The following is a 14,343-nucleotide window of genomic DNA, read 5'->3' as shown; positions in this document are numbered from 1 at the left end:
TGAGAGTTGCATACTACTCAATATATGATTAAGTAAATATAAACTCTAGAAATTATTTTATTTATCACAAAGTAATTGATAACCCCCGTGACCGCTTACGTCTTTCTACTTAACGATAAAGGCTTTATAAAGTAGGGGATTGCATAAGAAGTAGCTTAAAAGCATATAATTAGAAGAGCTTCTTGCCGCTTCTGACTGCCTATGCATACTAGAGCTACTCATGGACTACCCTCGAAACGAAAAATTTAAAAGATAAGATGCAAATATTCTTTAAACAGCCGAAAGATGCATATTGGTTTTTAATTTAGCAAGCTCTCCAGTTAGCTTAAAAAGCAACCGATATTTCTTGATCTTTTTAAATAAAGCCTAGGATTTAATGAATATCCATTAAGCTAGGGTTTAGGAAAGCTAAAGATTCAAATCTATATCCTGCGCTTAATGTAGTGTTTGGTTTTTTCTATAAAACCCTCCCAATGAATTTTTCCTTCAACAATTCTTAAAGTCATCTTTAACCAACCGATTGGCTGGCCAGCTAGAGCTAATTCATCAAGTTTTACCCTATCTTTCTCCGTGCATAAGATCCACTCCGCTCCCTTTGCCTTAGCTCTTTCACAAAATTGGATTAAGCTTTCAGTAGTAAAAGTTAAATGATCTAGCATAAATTCGGTATCCACAGGCTCTGCTCCTAATTGCTTCACAGTTTGATAAAAATAATCAGGATGAGCGATTGCACAAAAGATTCCGACCTTTTTTCCTACTAGCTCCGCTAACGGCTGTCCCTGTAAATCCAATACCTCTGCAACTTCCATTTTCGTGGCTATTAAAGGAGCTTCTGAGAACTTACGAATCTCTTTTGCTATTAACTGAAGCTGCTCTTTATCTTGTAGATGATTAAGAACAATCAAATCTGCACGGGAAAGAGAAGAAACAGCTTCGCGCAGGAAGCCACGGGGTAGAAAGTACCCCTGGCCAAAAGGATCTAAAGCATTAATGACTACAATCTCATAATCGCGAGCTAATTTACGATGCTGCATACCATCATCTAGTAGAATTAGCTGGGCTCCTGCCCTAACCGCCATTCTGGAGGATTGCTGACGGTTTTTACCAACAATGATATGAGCTTTTGGTAAATTCTGAGCTAAAAGGTAAGGTTCATCCCCACAATAAGCTGCAGGATGTACAGGTCCGTTGCCATAACTTAAAATCACAGGTAAAGGAAGATGCTCGGCTTTAGAACGATAACCTCGCGATAAAATAGCAATAGTAAAATCATTGGAAAAAGCTTGTGCCACCATCAAGGTAACGGGGGTCTTACCAGTCCCTCCCACCACAATATTGCCAATGCTAATTACCACGGGCACAGGAGCATGATACTGCTTACAACAACCTTGATCAAACGCCCAATTGCGGCCAGCTATGATCAGTTGGTAAATCCAGCTAAGAAATCTAAGTAAAGTTTTAGCTATAAAAGCCAAAGCCCCTTGCTTTTTACCTTGAATAAGATCAACCAAATAGCGCTCTAGCTTTTTTAACATACAAGTTTAAATCATAAATTATAGGGTTATGAAGAGCCAATACTTTTATTTACCTAAAGCGGATGCTGAAGAATAAAAAAGCCTATTTTCTACCAATTCAATGATGATATGGATAGCTGCCATGTGTGCCTCTTGAATTCTATCAGAGGTTTCAAATCCATCAATAATTATTTCTAAATCTGCAATACCTTTTAACCGCCCGCCGGTCTTTCCTAAGAAGGCGATTATTTGCATTTGATAGAGGCGAGCTGCTTCAAAAGCTTTAACAATATTCAAAGAATTTCCGCTAGTGGTCAAGCCAACAAATATATCGCCAGGCTTTCCCAACGCCTCTATCCCCCGAGAAAAAATATTTTCATAACCTAAATCATTTCCCACGCAAGTAAGATGACCAGGCTCTGACAAAACAAGAGCTGGCAAAGCAGGTCGTGTCTGCCGAAAAACTCCTGTAAGCTCCTCTGCAAAATGTGCGGCATCACATAAACTACCACCATTTCCGGCAATAATCAGTTTATTTCCCCGACTAAAGCACTCGGCAATCAAAGAAGCTGCCTGCTGCAGGAAAGCTTGATTATGAGGTAATAAAAGCTTTTCAACTGCCTGGATGCTTTGCCGGATGGCCGTAAGGACCTTAGAATTAGACATTATTTTTCTCAATTTTTAATAACATTCATCAAATGCTAGCAAGCTTGCCTATTTCAAATCAAGAAAGGAAAAAGTAGCTCTGCAGCTGCTGTAAATGAAAATTTTAATATCATAACAATCTGAGGAAAGTTGATTCTTAAGCAAAGGTTTTCTCGACGCTTGTTGCTGCCTATTGTTTTTATATTAAATCACACCTGTAAAATCAGCGGGTTTAACTTTCATTTTAAAATTTTTATATCAATAAGCCTCAGAAGTTATTAGCCGTGTATATATGCTATCGACAAATTAGGGAACAAGAAAGGTGGCAAAAAATTTCACGAAGCATTTTTTAGAAGAGCTAAATTGAATAAAGAAAAGGTTTAGCGCTCCCCAGAATGAAGAGTTCAGGCTTCCCAGGCAAGACTTGTTATGTTTTTTAAGATAAATTTCCTTAGGCTATTTGTAAGATTCTAAGTAAGCCCTCATTTGAAGAATCAGGATCGAAGAAGAAAATCATTCGACCAAATTAACCTCTATTGAACCATGCCATGGTATCAGCAAATAGGGAGACATCCTTGGCTCAAAAATCTTAAGTTTGTATACCGGCTCCTCTAAAACCTGCCCCGCTCTACTTACAAAGTGACACTATAAAGTAAAGGATGGGATTACATAAGAAGCAGCTTAAAAACATGTAAATAAGGCTTCTTGGTCGGTAGGATTGCACTTTCATTAACACTATTTAAGATAAAATAATCATAAGATAGCTTTAGCAATTGCAATAACCACATGCATGGCAATATCCACAAGGCGTTTCATCTTTAAAGTTTAAAAGGATATGCGAACTATTTTTGCTCAATATCGTAGATATAACGTCCATAATTAGGCAAATTAAACCTCCAAGGATAGGAATACTTTCACAAACTCCTCTTGCAATCCATTTAAAGCTTCGGATAGTTAGCGAATGTAAGTGTATAGTATTAAAAAAACGATACTCTTGGATCCCTTTATAAACTCGAAAAATCCCCATAGCAGTCCCAATAATAGGGATATAGCCTAAAACTTTAGAGGATCGTTTAGTAGTAAAACTCATTGGAAGCTTAGCGCCCGAAGGTAACAACTGGATCAGCTTGATTAAGGAGTAGCTTTCGGATTTCCAAGCAAACGGACACTCTATTTCTGACATTAAAGGCATGGGTTTTATCTCGGAGAACAGTGGGGATATTAGCTCTGTCTTCACTATTGGCTCTGTCTTTGGTAACAATGAAGATATTAGCTCTACCTTCGGCAAGGATTGAGTTATTGATGCTGTCTTTGTTAACAGTTGGGATATTAGCTCTGCATTCACTATCGGCTCTGTCTCCGGTAACAATGAAGATATCAGCTGTACCTTCGGCAAGGGTTGAGCTATTGATGCTGTCTCTGTTAACAGTTGGGATATTAGCTCTGCATTCGGTAAGCTTTGGGATATCAATTCTGCCTTTGGAAACGTTTGAAATACTAGGGGCCTATTTGCTAATGTTTGAGCCATTGGCTCTGTTATTGGTAACGTTTGAAATATCGGTTGTGTTGAGAAAATTGACATTTAATTACCTTAGTTAACCTTATTGAATAAATAATAACTATATCTACCACAAATAGTAATAGCCAGCAATTTAATTTTCAAGCCAAACAAAATATTTATTAAAATCTCTTAAAGATGTATTAGTGCTAGCACCTGTGTTTTATCCTCTGTAGGGGGCTCTAACGCAGAAGAGAAGATAGGCTCTCCCCCTCCCATCCTTCCTCTACAATTGCTTTTTTTCCATTAACCTCCTTGTAAATCCCTAGATTATATGTTGTAAAAGAAGATGCCTTTGTAAGTTAATGTGAATGATATCACCGTAAGAGCTTGTCCAAAGGCCACTATTCATGCTAAAAAGGCAATCAATTAATTTAGTTGTGGAAATGGCTGGCTATAAAATGCTATTCGAAAATAAAAGCATGCTAAAAAGAAAAAGCTATTCATCCATTTTTTTGAGAATAGATACACAAAAATTAGGTTTATGATAACCTTCGCTTAAATTCACAAAGGTATCCAATGATCGGAATTTTTTTTTCTGCACTCGCCGCCCTCTTTATACTTTTTGCTCCTTTTACGCCAGTTAGCCTGCCAAATGAAAATTTACTAGGCTGCCTCTTATTGATCATAGGAACGGCTTTCTTTGTCCTCTTTTGTTTGACAATGGCAGGCAGTTTAATACCTCTGCAAGAAGCTGGGCAAAATTCCACCCCCTATTTATTAAGCTTATTTAAGAAAGATAAATACCTTTTAGGTATTTATAGCTGGATAGTGCTCTTCGCTCTGTTAAGCTACATGCTTGCCTTAGATACCCTCTGGCTAAACTATCTGCAAAAGAGCCACCGATTAGCTCTCTCGGTTTTTAGCTTAGGAATCACCCTAGATATTTATTATACGCTTTTAAAAAGACTCATCACTTATTTAAATCCTTTGGAACAGGTGGTTTTATTCACCCAAATAGCCAAAGAAAGCATCCAAAATGATAGAAAATCAGAGCTTTGCGAAGCTGTGGAGGCACTTACCGAAACAGCTTTAATATCTACTCATAAAATGAATGCAACTGTTTGCAACCATGCTTTACAAGCCATGCCAAACATTATAAGAAACTTCCTATCTTCCTCTAAAAGGATAGCACATATGGCTACCGATAGTCGGGAGAAAAATTCAGATATGCACGATAAAACTAGCTATATATTGTATTATATCTTTGAACGTATCTCACTTATTAATGAAAAAGTTTTGGCAAAAAAGCTTGAGCAAGTAGCTGCTACCTTAGTAACAGTATGGGGAAAAATAATTCTTCATTGTGCAAGATTTGATTTAACCTTGGCCAGCTATCCTCTCCGCCTTCTAAGCTGCCATGCGAAGGCAGCGATAAACCAGGGCTTACCTGATATTGGTGTTAGAGCCAGCCTGACCCTTCTAGAAATAAGTAGGACTATCTTAGAAGAGATTGAATACACCTCTTTGGATTTAAAAGATCCCTTTTTTAGCCTTATCAATGGATTGGAAGAAATTACTCAATCTACTTTCCTTCAAGATAAAAGCATTAACGTGAAGATTCTTATGCAGCCTTTTCAAGATTTGAAAGATTTATTTAAAAATCCTAAAGTAGCCACCCACCAAGATACCTCTCTTATTATAAAAAACATTGACCGCGTGTTAGGAGAATATGAAGCATTAGAGCTCGTCATGAAAACCATTCCGCCACTTCCAGACATTTCAGGAGAGAAAAGTAAAATTTAAGATTTTAGGTTTATCTAGGTACCCTTCCGCCCATCTTGTCTGCAATCTATAGTTTTTTCTTCTTAAAGCTGATTATGCTGCTTGGTTACAAAAGCTTAAGCATCTCTTCGGGCAAGGTTGCATGTAGGGTAATAGACCTTCCTAAAGTAGGATGAGGAAACATTAACTCCGCGTGATGTAAAGCAATACCTGGAGAAAAACAAGGCTTTTGACTTCCATACTTAGCATCCCCTACAATAGGTTTTCCGATGGCAGCTAGCTGAGCACGAATTTGATGGTAGCGGCCCGTCTCCAAAACAACCTCCACTAAAGAAGCCTGGTTAGTATGCTTAAGAACTTGATAATGTAAGCGACATAATTTTGCACCAAGTCTATTGCTCGAAACTACTAGACTTTGATAGTCATCATGCAAAAGGTAATGCTCTAAAGTATCTACCGGCTTTTCAGGAAGGCCTTCGACAATTGCCAAATATACTTTGCGAAATTGTTGCTGGCGTAGTGCAGCATTTAAGCGGCTAAGAGCTTTACTCGTGCGTGCAAAAACTACAATGCCGCTTACAGATTTATCTAAACGATGGACAGCTTCTAAAAATATATTGCCCGGCTTATTATAAGTTTTTTTAAGCCAGACTTTACAAATGTCTTCTAAATTTTTTTGCTGAGTACCACTAGGTTGCGTTAAAATTCCTGCAGGCTTGCAAACAACAAAAAGATGATTATCTTCATAAAGAATTTGGGGGTCCATATGACTTACCCTTGTCGTTGACGTAAAGCTTCATATAAAAGTAAGGTAGTGGCCATAGCTACATTCAGAGAATCGGCTACCCCAAGCATAGGAATTTTTACCTGGATATTAGCCTGCTGCATCCACGCCTCTGATAGACCTAGCTGCTCGGTGCCAACAGCAATAGCTACCGGTTGTTTTAAGTCGGCTTGTGTATATTCTAACTTAGCGCTAGGAGTAGCAGCAACAATAGAGATGTTATGCTTTTTTAACCAATGAATGGTTTCATGGCCTTTGCTTTCTATCACGGGGACAGTAAACAAAGTCCCTACGCTAGCACGTACTACATTAGGATTATAAATATCTGTACATTTATCGCAAACAATCAAGGCATCGAGATGAACAGCATCGGATGAACGTAAAATGGTACCTAGATTACCAGGCTTTTCAATAGCTTCTGCCACCACTAAAAGAGGAGAATGAGCATTTTTTTTAATCAAGCTTGATAACTGATCTAGCCCTCGCCGCTGTTGAGCAGCGATAGCAATTAATCCGTCGGGACGATCACGATACGACATTTTCCGAAAAATATTTTCCCAGCAATGAAAAAGCTGAGCTCCTTTACTACTTAAAGAGTCGATCAAAGGCTTTTCATTTTCTCCTAAAAACAGTTCCTGGCAATAAAAAAGACTATCAATTTTATATCCCGCTTCATGAGCACGTAAAATTTCTCGATATCCCTCAATAATGAATTGCGCGGACTTATCACGTACCCGGCGCTCACGAAGGCCAATCACTTGCTTAACACGAGCGTTTTGTAAGCTGGTTAACGTAAGGACTTTACTCTGCATATTGCCACCTTGCAAAAGTTCCACTAGGAATAGGAAAGGTTTCGGCACAGCCTTCTAATAACATCTCTCCTTCATCAATCGTTCCGGAAAGTCCTTCTAAGTTTTGTTGGAGAAGATGCTTCATAACTAAAGGAGAAAAGCCGGGAGTATGGCAAGAGAACAAGATGAACAAGGGTTTGGGGGTGAGCAGCTCTCGGCAACTTCTTAAGAGCTTGTTGATTTCCTCCTCAATTTTAAAAACCTCTCCATTAACCCCCCTGCCGAAGCTAGGAGGATCGAGAATAATGGCATCATAGCGGGACCCGCGTCTTAATTCCCGTCCCAAAAACTTGAAAACATCATCAATAATCCAACGAATAGGAGTCTTTTCAAGTTGATTTAAAGCAGCATTTTCACGGGCCCAGGCTACCATTCCTTTGGAAGCATCTAAATGGCACACTTCTGCTCCAGCCTGCGCAGCTGCAAGAGTTGAGCCACCTGAGTAGGCAAATAAATTTAACACACGCTTACCTTTAATACCCCTGCTTTGAATCCACTTCCAAAAAGCTTTTTGCTCAGGAAAAATCCCTAGATGGCCAAAATCTGTTGGAGAGATTTTGAAAACTATATCTGCAACTTTGATCTGCCACACATCTGGGAGCTTTTCTTTCCGAAAAGTCCATTTGTTTTGTCCTTCTCGAGAAAAAAAAGCATGGGCATTATCCCAGCTTTCTTGAGAAAGACGTGGCTCCCATACTGCTTGTGAGCATGGCCTTGATATTGTATAAGGACCAAATTGTTCTAATTTGTAACCGTTTCCACTATCTATTAAATAATAAGTATTCATGCAATTTTTCATAGGTGCTAATATACACTATCAAGCAATAAATTATCTATAGTAGCCTCTACTTTTTATCGGTTTAAAAAGCTTCTTTTTTCATTGATCGTTACCCCTCTGCCAGCTTAAGAAAGCTTATTTTAAGCGCTGGCTATTTAGCAAAAGACCTTCTCAGCCTAGCCTTTAAAAAGCTGGCTTTTATCCGGCTTTTTTATTCAGGGGATTTTCGTAGGGGAAGGAAGTTGGACCTGCAAACCTCTGCTTTCTAGCTGGGGATGTTGATTGATCCAGGAAAAACATTCTTTTCCTATGCGCATAGGCACGTTTATCAATTTTTCTTTAACTAAGAAAGGGGTGGGGACCGTATATTTTCTTTGCCATTGTTGAATCAATCGAAACAAAGCTGTATTAGTATAAGCCTCTCCTACTTTATAGATGGCATGTGTTTGAGGATCTTGATAAAGTTGGGGATATGAAAACTGCAGCCCCCATGAAACCGGCTCTTTTCCTAACACCATCGAACGGAATTTATTATCAGCTACCGAATAATCGAGGGTATGCAGCTGCAGCTGCACGACTGGCTTTGCAATGCGTATGAGCTGGCGATCGTTGCCTATTGACAAAGCATATAAATAATCTGCAGAAAAAGTCAGCACAGAAGTAAAGAAGGAACGAAAGTGCTCCATTTCATGAGTTTGCCTACTTTTAAGTAAGTGAAGGTAATGATTATAAGTAGACAGAAAAACTTCATGAGAAATTTGTCCTTCTCCACTTTTTTCTACCCTTCCTATGGAAAAAATTTTAAAATTTCCTAGAGCCTGAAAAAGAGCCTGCATTTCAGCTTCCTCAATCAGCATAGCTACAGAAAGCCATTTAGAGGCTTGATAAGGCTCAGGACTAGATTTTACACTAAGCATAGCATCAGGTTATAGGGTGGATTTTTTCTCTTTCAAAAAGTGAGCTAATTAATAGCCAGGCTACGCCTACTGTAATGCAGGAGTCGGCTACGTTAAAGACAGGAAAATCATACCCCCAGAAAACGAAATGAAACATATCTATCACATGCCCATAGACAAAGGTATCGATAACATTTCCTGCCGCCCCTACGACAATTAATAGAAGAGGTAGCCGCCAGCTTTTATTTCGATTATAAAAAAGAGAATAACCTATCAATCCCCCAATCATGAAGAGGCGCAAGACTAGCAAAAAGTCCTTTAGCTCAGCAAACATTCCCCAGGCAGCGCCATGGTTAATGGCATGAGTGATAGAAAATTCAATTCCTAGGAAGTCTTTAAATAGTCCTATTCCTCCATAAGGATACCATAGCAACAAATGATTGGAAATAGGTAAGTAGTAATAAGTAAGGTATTTTGTAACGATGTCTACCATCAAAGCACTACATCCAATGAAAGCTAGCATCTGCCATGATAAACAAATGGTAAAATACTTAATCATGCTCAAATTAAACCTTTCTCCAGCTGCTCCTGCGCTTTTACAGTCATAGTAGCATAAGGAACCGCTTCTAGACGAGCTAACGGTATCTCTTCGCCAGTAAGATCGCAAATTCCATAAGTGTTTTCATCAATTTTTTCCAATGCTCTTTCGATTTGTCGAAGAATATGGTATTCTCGGCTAGTTACTTCAAGGCTAATGGTTCTGTCAAAATCATCCGTACCTTGATCTGCTTGATGCTGAGAATAACCTGTAGCTTCATCAGGAGTTTTAACCTCAGCAGTCGAACCTTTCAAGATATGGGTTAGCTGAGCGCGCATCTCCTCTAGCTTCTTTTTGAAATGGGCGACATCATTTTTCTTTAATCCCATAGGGACCTCCTTTTAAAATATAACTATTTAATTTTTTAGAATTTCCGTTAAAGGCTTTCTCGTCGAACAAGCCTGGGAACTTTTATTTAAACTTTCTTTAGGTTGAATGGTTTTAATTGCTTGCATAAGTTCTTCAATATCTTTAAATCGCTTATATACACAAGCAAATCGAATATAAGCAATCTCATCTAATGCTTGTAAATGCTTCATGGCTATTTCGCCAAGTTCCTTAGTACTCACGACATGCACCTGACGTTGCGAGAGTTCCTCACTAATTTCAGCAGCCAAAGCAATGACATGATCATGACTAATAGTGGTATGACGGCATGCCGCCTCTAAACCATTCACGAGTTTTTGCTGTTGAAAATCTTCGTAATGCCCATCACGTTTATGCACTTGTACCGTGAGTTCTACTGTCTCAAAAGTAGTAAACCTTCTTAAGCATCCTAAGCATTCCCTTCTACGCCGAATAGCATTTAGTTCAGCAGCATCGCGCGAATCGATAACCTTAAGCTCACGATGATGGCAAAAAGGACATTTCATTAAACACTCTTTTGTTACAGTTGAGCGTTCATATACAAGTTTTTTAACTCACATTGCAAGCATAAAATAGTATATGTTGAAGCAAATTTTAATCTGTATTTACCGACCGTCATAAGGGTCTTTAAAAAACACACATTTTACTCAACTTTTAGAGTATAAGTATACATTTTTATTCAATCCTTCCTTACATTTATTCTATATCCTTTTTCTGTCTCTCAACCGCCCTACATTTAACTTTTGATTTGCTCATGAAAGAATTAATAAGACTCCTTTCCAAAAGTTTAAAAAATGAATTAAATTTTAAAAGTTTTGAGAAAGAGTCATTTGTAGGATATGTTAAGCCAAGTAGCTTCCTTGGTAAGAGTCTTCCCCTTCATTTCGCTCTTCTAATCCTCTTTACTTTATAAATCCTTAAGATAAAAGCAAGGGTTTATAAGATGGAAGACTTAATAAAGCCGAAAAAGATTTAAACACAGCTACAACTTAAAAAAAACCATCCTTCCAAACTTTTAATTTATCATCAGAAGCCAGCAGCCAAGCAAGAGCCATTTAAGATAAGAAACTTTATAGCCATAAGGCTTCCCAATTTATCTAAAAACCTGTTACTTATTAGATGATTACTCCTCCAAGCTGTTCCTCCATTTGCTGGGCGTCCCTTTCAATACTTCTTAAAAGATGAGCTTAAAAAGCATGCAATAAATTTGGATGCAATAGCATTCATTGAGGCTTGCCGCCACCTTTGATTTTTTAACAATAACTAAAAAACCTGATAAAGAGCATGAAAGAGTATGGCTAAGCTTATAGAAAGCTATTCTCTCTTCTTTGGACTTGCTTTGGCTTTTCGTGCAAGCTAAGCTTTGACCTTCAGAAGGTACCACACGCTCCCTTGCAAGCCAGGAAGAGAAATGAGTATATCTGTAATCTTATAACCTGCTAGAGAAGGAATCTACAAAGCTGAATAAGCTAGTCTAAAAGAGTAAAAAATTAATTTAATCCTCTGTTTTTTTATTTATAAATGGCTTAGGAAGCTAATGAGAAAAGGGTACAGAGGCAGAAGTATAATATTTAAGACCGTTTAATCCATGCTTATCATATTTTTTGGCTCTAGGCTCGCTTAAAAAGCAGGCTTATATGCATATTTAAACAAGCAAATTTTAACGCCTGTAAATAAAACCACTTTATTTTGTTTAAACCTAAGTCCTTGGCTTTAAGTGTTTAACACTCTAATTTTTTTCTTTTTTTGGCTTTTTGCTTCGCGAAGATGAAATTCCTGCTTGTCATCAAATTCTTATCTTTTCATAATCCAAGTCATAAGGTGATACTACAAGCTCTATTCTATTATAATGAATATGAGAACTGAAAATTACACCTGGAAACCCTCACAATCGAACTTTCAAATTAGCAAGCTTTCTAGCAAGCACTCAACATCTCTTATCACCTGTCAGTGTCCTTTTACTAACATATGAAGGAGGTTATTATGCCTACTAGAAAATCGTCTGGAGCGACTCGCCAAGAAGCAGGCCAAAAAGGAGCTGAAGCTCGTTCAGGTAGAAGTTCTTCTGATCGTGGTGGACGCGGTGGCCGTAGCCATCAAGAGCCTATGAGCCGCCAAGAAGCAGGCCAAAGAGGCGGCAGAGCCGTCTCGGAAAAATATGGGCCAGAGTTTTACCAAGAAATTGGACATAAAGGTGGCCAAGCTGTAGCTTCCAAATACGGCCCTGACTTTTATCGCGACATTGGTCACAGAGGAGGAGAAAAGGTAGCTTCCGAACGTGGACATGAGTTCTATCAAGATATTGGTCATCGAGGCGGACAGAGGGTCGCCGAAGAGTATGGCCCTGACTTTTATCGCGAAATTGGCCGAAAAGGTGGCCGTGCCGTCGCTTCTAAATATGGTCCTGACTTTTATCGTGAAATTGGCCACAAAGGAGGAGAAAAAGTAGCTTCCGAACGTGGACATGAATTCTATCAAGATATTGGCCATAAAGGCGGACAAAGGGTCGCTGAAGAGTATGGCCCTGACTTTTATCGCGAAATTGGCCGAAAAGGTGGTCGTGCCGTCGCTTCTAAATATGGTCCTGACTTTTATCGTGAAATTGGCCACAAAGGAGGAGAAAAAGTAGCCTCCGAACGTGGACATGAATTCTATCAAGATATTGGTCATAAAGGCGGACAAAGGGTCGCTGAAGAGTATGGCCCTGACTTTTATCGCGAAATTGGCCGAAAAGGTGGTCGTGCCGTCTCTTCTAAATATGGTCCTGACTTTTATCGTGAAATTGGTCACAGAGGAGGAGAAAAAGTAGCTTCCGAACGTGGACCTGAGTTCTATCATGATATTGGTCATAAAGGCGGGCAAAGGGTCGCCGAAGAGTATGGCCCTGACTTTTATCGCGAAATTGGCCGAAAAGGCGGCCGTGCCGTCTCTTCTAAATATGGTCCTGAATATTATCGTGAAATTGGCAGCAAAGGAGGCCATGCACGTGGGGGCTATGAGGAAGGCCATGAATCTGATGAAGATTATGAAGAGGAGGATGAAGGTTATAGAGGCCACCGAGGTGAAAGCCATGGTCGCTATCAAAGAGCTGGCTCTCACGGCGAGGAATCTCATCAAGGCTATGAATCCGATGAGGATTATGAAGACGAAGATGAAGGCTATAGAGGCCACGGTGGTGAAAGCCATGGTCGCTATCAAAGTGGCCATCACGGCGAGGAATCTCATCCAGGCCATGAATCCGATGAGGATTATGAAGAGGAAGATGAAGGTTATAGAAGCCAAAGGGGTGCAAGCCATGGCTATAGCCAAAGAGGTCAGCACCAAGGTGCTGAAGCGCATCACGACGAAAGTGATGAAGAGGAAGGCGAGGAAGAGTATAGCCACCAAGGTAGTGGCAAGATGAGCCGCCAGGAAGCCGGTCGTAAAGGCGGCTTAGCTACAGCCTCTCATCGTTCTCGCGAAGAGTATAGGGAAATGGGCCGTAAAGGCGGCCTAGCTCGCCGAGAAAATAGATAATAAAACTATTTACTTTCTCAAAAAGCCGCAGAAGGGGTTGTGTTTAACAACCCCTTCTCTTTTCCTTTAGAAAGTATTGAGTGTATCGATCATTGCTCGCAAGATTCCAAAATCGCGATGGGTATGCTGAAAAACCAGACGCGGTAAACTTAAGTGATCTATTTCCTGGGGTAATGGCCCGCTTTTCTCCATCTTGCCTTCGGCCACCAGAACTTGATAATGCTTATTTAGATGCTCTACTTGCCGATCTGTTAGCTCCCTATTTAGACGTATGACAAGCTGTGAACCTACATAACGACAAGAATGATAATGACGGTAAAACTGTTGGACATGTAAAACGGCATCTTCAACCGAGCGAGCAATGTAAAAAAGATTAAGATCTTCAGGGCTAATCCAGCCATTAGCTAACAAATGCTCATCGATATTCATTTTCCAATGGGGCCAATAGACTCCATTTTTACTTTCAACTAGGACTAAAGGCATTAAATTTGCTTTCCCTGTTTGCATAAGCGTTAGCAATTCAAACAATTCGTCCATTGTCCCAAATCCCCCAGGAAAAACAGCTACTGCATCTGAATGAGTTAGGAACATTAATTTGCGTATGAAGAAATAACGAAAAACGATTAATTTAGGATCGCCTGCAATAACAGTATTAGTGGGTGCCTCAAAAGGCAGGCGAATAGAAAGACCAAAGCTTGACTTTTTCTGAGAACCTTCTAAGCCTGCTTTCATAATTCCATCAGCTCCTCCTGTAATGCACATCCAGCCTAGTTCTGCAATTTGATTGCTAAAGCTTTTGGCTGCAAAATAATCAGGATGATTTTCGGGGGTGCGTGCTGATCCAAAAATACTGATACAACGCGACTGCTTAAATTTACTAAAGATGCGATAAGCATACCGCATCTCCTTTAAGGAGCGATTAATAAGTTTTAATTGCCCGGTATCATTATTCTCGATAAGTAGCTTAAGGCTCGTTTCAATCATCTGCGTGACTAGCTCTGCTTCGAACGTATCAGAAGATTTTCCACACATTTCTATAAGATTTTTAATCGCCAGCTGAGTCTTCTCACCCTTAAGCTCTATCATAAACCTCACTCCTTTTTTTTGAGTGG

13 protein-coding genes are annotated in these 14,343 nt (G+C 39.4%); 2 read left to right on the top strand and 11 right to left on the bottom strand.

What is annotated here, in order from left to right:
- Nucleotides 1-422: 422 nt before the first annotated feature.
- The 3 genes from lpxK to NEOC84_RS01305 all read right to left on the bottom strand — a co-directional run bounded on the left by lpxK (nt 423) and on the right by NEOC84_RS01305 (nt 3,351).
- On the bottom strand, nt 423-1,535 hold the full coding sequence (gene lpxK, locus NEOC84_RS01315; protein ID WP_166154559.1) for a tetraacyldisaccharide 4'-kinase: 1,113 nt from the start codon (nt 1,533-1,535) through the stop codon (nt 423-425).
- A 45-nt stretch (nt 1,536-1,580) separates the two neighbouring features.
- A complete protein-coding gene (locus NEOC84_RS01310) occupies nt 1,581-2,180 on the bottom strand; it encodes an SIS domain-containing protein (protein ID WP_166154557.1) in 600 nt (199 codons plus the stop codon).
- 745 nt (nt 2,181-2,925) lie between these two features.
- The gene (locus NEOC84_RS01305) at nt 2,926-3,351 is read right to left on the bottom strand and encodes a hypothetical protein (protein WP_166154555.1); all 426 of its coding nucleotides are present in this window, start codon (nt 3,349-3,351) and stop codon (nt 2,926-2,928) included.
- An 885-nt stretch (nt 3,352-4,236) separates the two neighbouring features.
- On the opposite strand from NEOC84_RS01305, the gene NEOC84_RS01300 reads away from it, so the two are divergent.
- Entirely contained in the window at nt 4,237-5,463 is a 1,227-nt protein-coding gene (locus tag NEOC84_RS01300) for a hypothetical protein (RefSeq protein ID WP_166154553.1), read from the top strand.
- 85 nt (nt 5,464-5,548) lie between these two features.
- Here the strand turns inward: NEOC84_RS01300 and NEOC84_RS01295 are convergent, their stop codons facing one another.
- The 7 genes from NEOC84_RS01295 to nrdR all read right to left on the bottom strand — a co-directional run bounded on the left by NEOC84_RS01295 (nt 5,549) and on the right by nrdR (nt 10,221).
- A complete protein-coding gene (locus NEOC84_RS01295) occupies nt 5,549-6,208 on the bottom strand; it encodes an RluA family pseudouridine synthase (protein ID WP_166154551.1) in 660 nt (219 codons plus the stop codon).
- A gap of 5 nt (nt 6,209-6,213) precedes the next feature.
- Nucleotides 6,214-7,038 (bottom strand): RNA methyltransferase, encoded by an 825-nt coding sequence (locus NEOC84_RS01290; RefSeq protein WP_166154549.1) that lies wholly within the window; start codon nt 7,036-7,038, stop codon nt 6,214-6,216.
- Nucleotides 7,028-7,864: a class I SAM-dependent methyltransferase gene (locus NEOC84_RS01285; protein WP_166154547.1), complete on the bottom strand. Its 837-nt coding sequence runs from the start codon at nt 7,862-7,864 to the stop codon at nt 7,028-7,030. Before NEOC84_RS01285 ends, NEOC84_RS01290 begins: the two co-directional genes overlap by 11 nt.
- A 206-nt stretch (nt 7,865-8,070) precedes the next feature.
- The gene (locus NEOC84_RS01280; RefSeq protein WP_166154545.1) at nt 8,071-8,772 is read right to left on the bottom strand and encodes a hypothetical protein; all 702 of its coding nucleotides are present in this window, start codon (nt 8,770-8,772) and stop codon (nt 8,071-8,073) included.
- 4 nt (nt 8,773-8,776) lie between these two features.
- Entirely contained in the window at nt 8,777-9,310 is a 534-nt protein-coding gene (lspA, locus tag NEOC84_RS01275; protein ID WP_166154543.1) for a signal peptidase II, read from the bottom strand.
- A gap of 2 nt (nt 9,311-9,312) precedes the next feature.
- A complete protein-coding gene (locus NEOC84_RS01270; protein ID WP_166154541.1) occupies nt 9,313-9,678 on the bottom strand; it encodes a TraR/DksA family transcriptional regulator in 366 nt (121 codons plus the stop codon).
- Between the two features lie 27 nt (nt 9,679-9,705).
- Nucleotides 9,706-10,221 (bottom strand): transcriptional regulator NrdR, encoded by a 516-nt coding sequence (gene nrdR, locus NEOC84_RS01265; RefSeq protein WP_166154539.1) that lies wholly within the window; start codon nt 10,219-10,221, stop codon nt 9,706-9,708.
- A gap of 1,477 nt (nt 10,222-11,698) precedes the next feature.
- On the opposite strand from nrdR, the gene NEOC84_RS01260 reads away from it, so the two are divergent.
- Nucleotides 11,699-13,231 carry a KGG domain-containing protein gene (locus NEOC84_RS01260; RefSeq protein WP_166154537.1) on the top strand — a complete coding sequence of 511 codons (1,533 nt, stop codon included), beginning with the start codon at nt 11,699-11,701 and terminating at the stop codon, nt 13,229-13,231.
- Between the two features lie 66 nt (nt 13,232-13,297).
- On the opposite strand, the gene NEOC84_RS01255 is transcribed toward NEOC84_RS01260, so the two are convergent.
- Nucleotides 13,298-14,317 carry an LOG family protein gene (locus NEOC84_RS01255; RefSeq protein WP_166154535.1) on the bottom strand — a complete coding sequence of 340 codons (1,020 nt, stop codon included), beginning with the start codon at nt 14,315-14,317 and terminating at the stop codon, nt 13,298-13,300.
- Between the last annotated feature and the right edge of the window lie 26 nt (nt 14,318-14,343).

This window comes from Neochlamydia sp. AcF84 (assembly GCF_011087585.1).
Classification (GTDB): Bacteria; Chlamydiota; Chlamydiia; order Chlamydiales; family Parachlamydiaceae; genus Neochlamydia.
Note: the sequence above shows the minus strand (reverse complement) of the source record. Positions and strands in the feature narration are given on the sequence as shown.

What these genes read in the sequence shown, in the direction of transcription:
- lpxK (WP_166154559.1), bottom strand. Translation starts at nt 1,535, where the DNA reads ATGTTAAAAAAGCTAGAGCGCTATTTGGTTGATCTTATTCAAGGTAAA.
- NEOC84_RS01310 (WP_166154557.1), bottom strand. Translation starts at nt 2,180, where the DNA reads ATGTCTAATTCTAAGGTCCTTACGGCCATCCGGCAAAGCATCCAGGCA.
- NEOC84_RS01305 (WP_166154555.1), bottom strand. Translation starts at nt 3,351, where the DNA reads ATGCCTTTAATGTCAGAAATAGAGTGTCCGTTTGCTTGGAAATCCGAA.
- NEOC84_RS01300 (WP_166154553.1), top strand. Translation starts at nt 4,237, where the DNA reads ATGATCGGAATTTTTTTTTCTGCACTCGCCGCCCTCTTTATACTTTTT.
- NEOC84_RS01295 (WP_166154551.1), bottom strand. Translation starts at nt 6,208, where the DNA reads ATGGACCCCCAAATTCTTTATGAAGATAATCATCTTTTTGTTGTTTGC.
- NEOC84_RS01290 (WP_166154549.1), bottom strand. Translation starts at nt 7,038, where the DNA reads ATGCAGAGTAAAGTCCTTACGTTAACCAGCTTACAAAACGCTCGTGTT.
- NEOC84_RS01285 (WP_166154547.1), bottom strand. Translation starts at nt 7,864, where the DNA reads ATGAATACTTATTATTTAATAGATAGTGGAAACGGTTACAAATTAGAA.
- NEOC84_RS01280 (WP_166154545.1), bottom strand. Translation starts at nt 8,772, where the DNA reads ATGCTTAGTGTAAAATCTAGTCCTGAGCCTTATCAAGCCTCTAAATGG.
- lspA (WP_166154543.1), bottom strand. Translation starts at nt 9,310, where the DNA reads ATGATTAAGTATTTTACCATTTGTTTATCATGGCAGATGCTAGCTTTC.
- NEOC84_RS01270 (WP_166154541.1), bottom strand. Translation starts at nt 9,678, where the DNA reads ATGGGATTAAAGAAAAATGATGTCGCCCATTTCAAAAAGAAGCTAGAG.
- nrdR (WP_166154539.1), bottom strand. Translation starts at nt 10,221, where the DNA reads ATGAAATGTCCTTTTTGCCATCATCGTGAGCTTAAGGTTATCGATTCG.
- NEOC84_RS01260 (WP_166154537.1), top strand. Translation starts at nt 11,699, where the DNA reads ATGCCTACTAGAAAATCGTCTGGAGCGACTCGCCAAGAAGCAGGCCAA.
- NEOC84_RS01255 (WP_166154535.1), bottom strand. Translation starts at nt 14,317, where the DNA reads ATGATAGAGCTTAAGGGTGAGAAGACTCAGCTGGCGATTAAAAATCTT.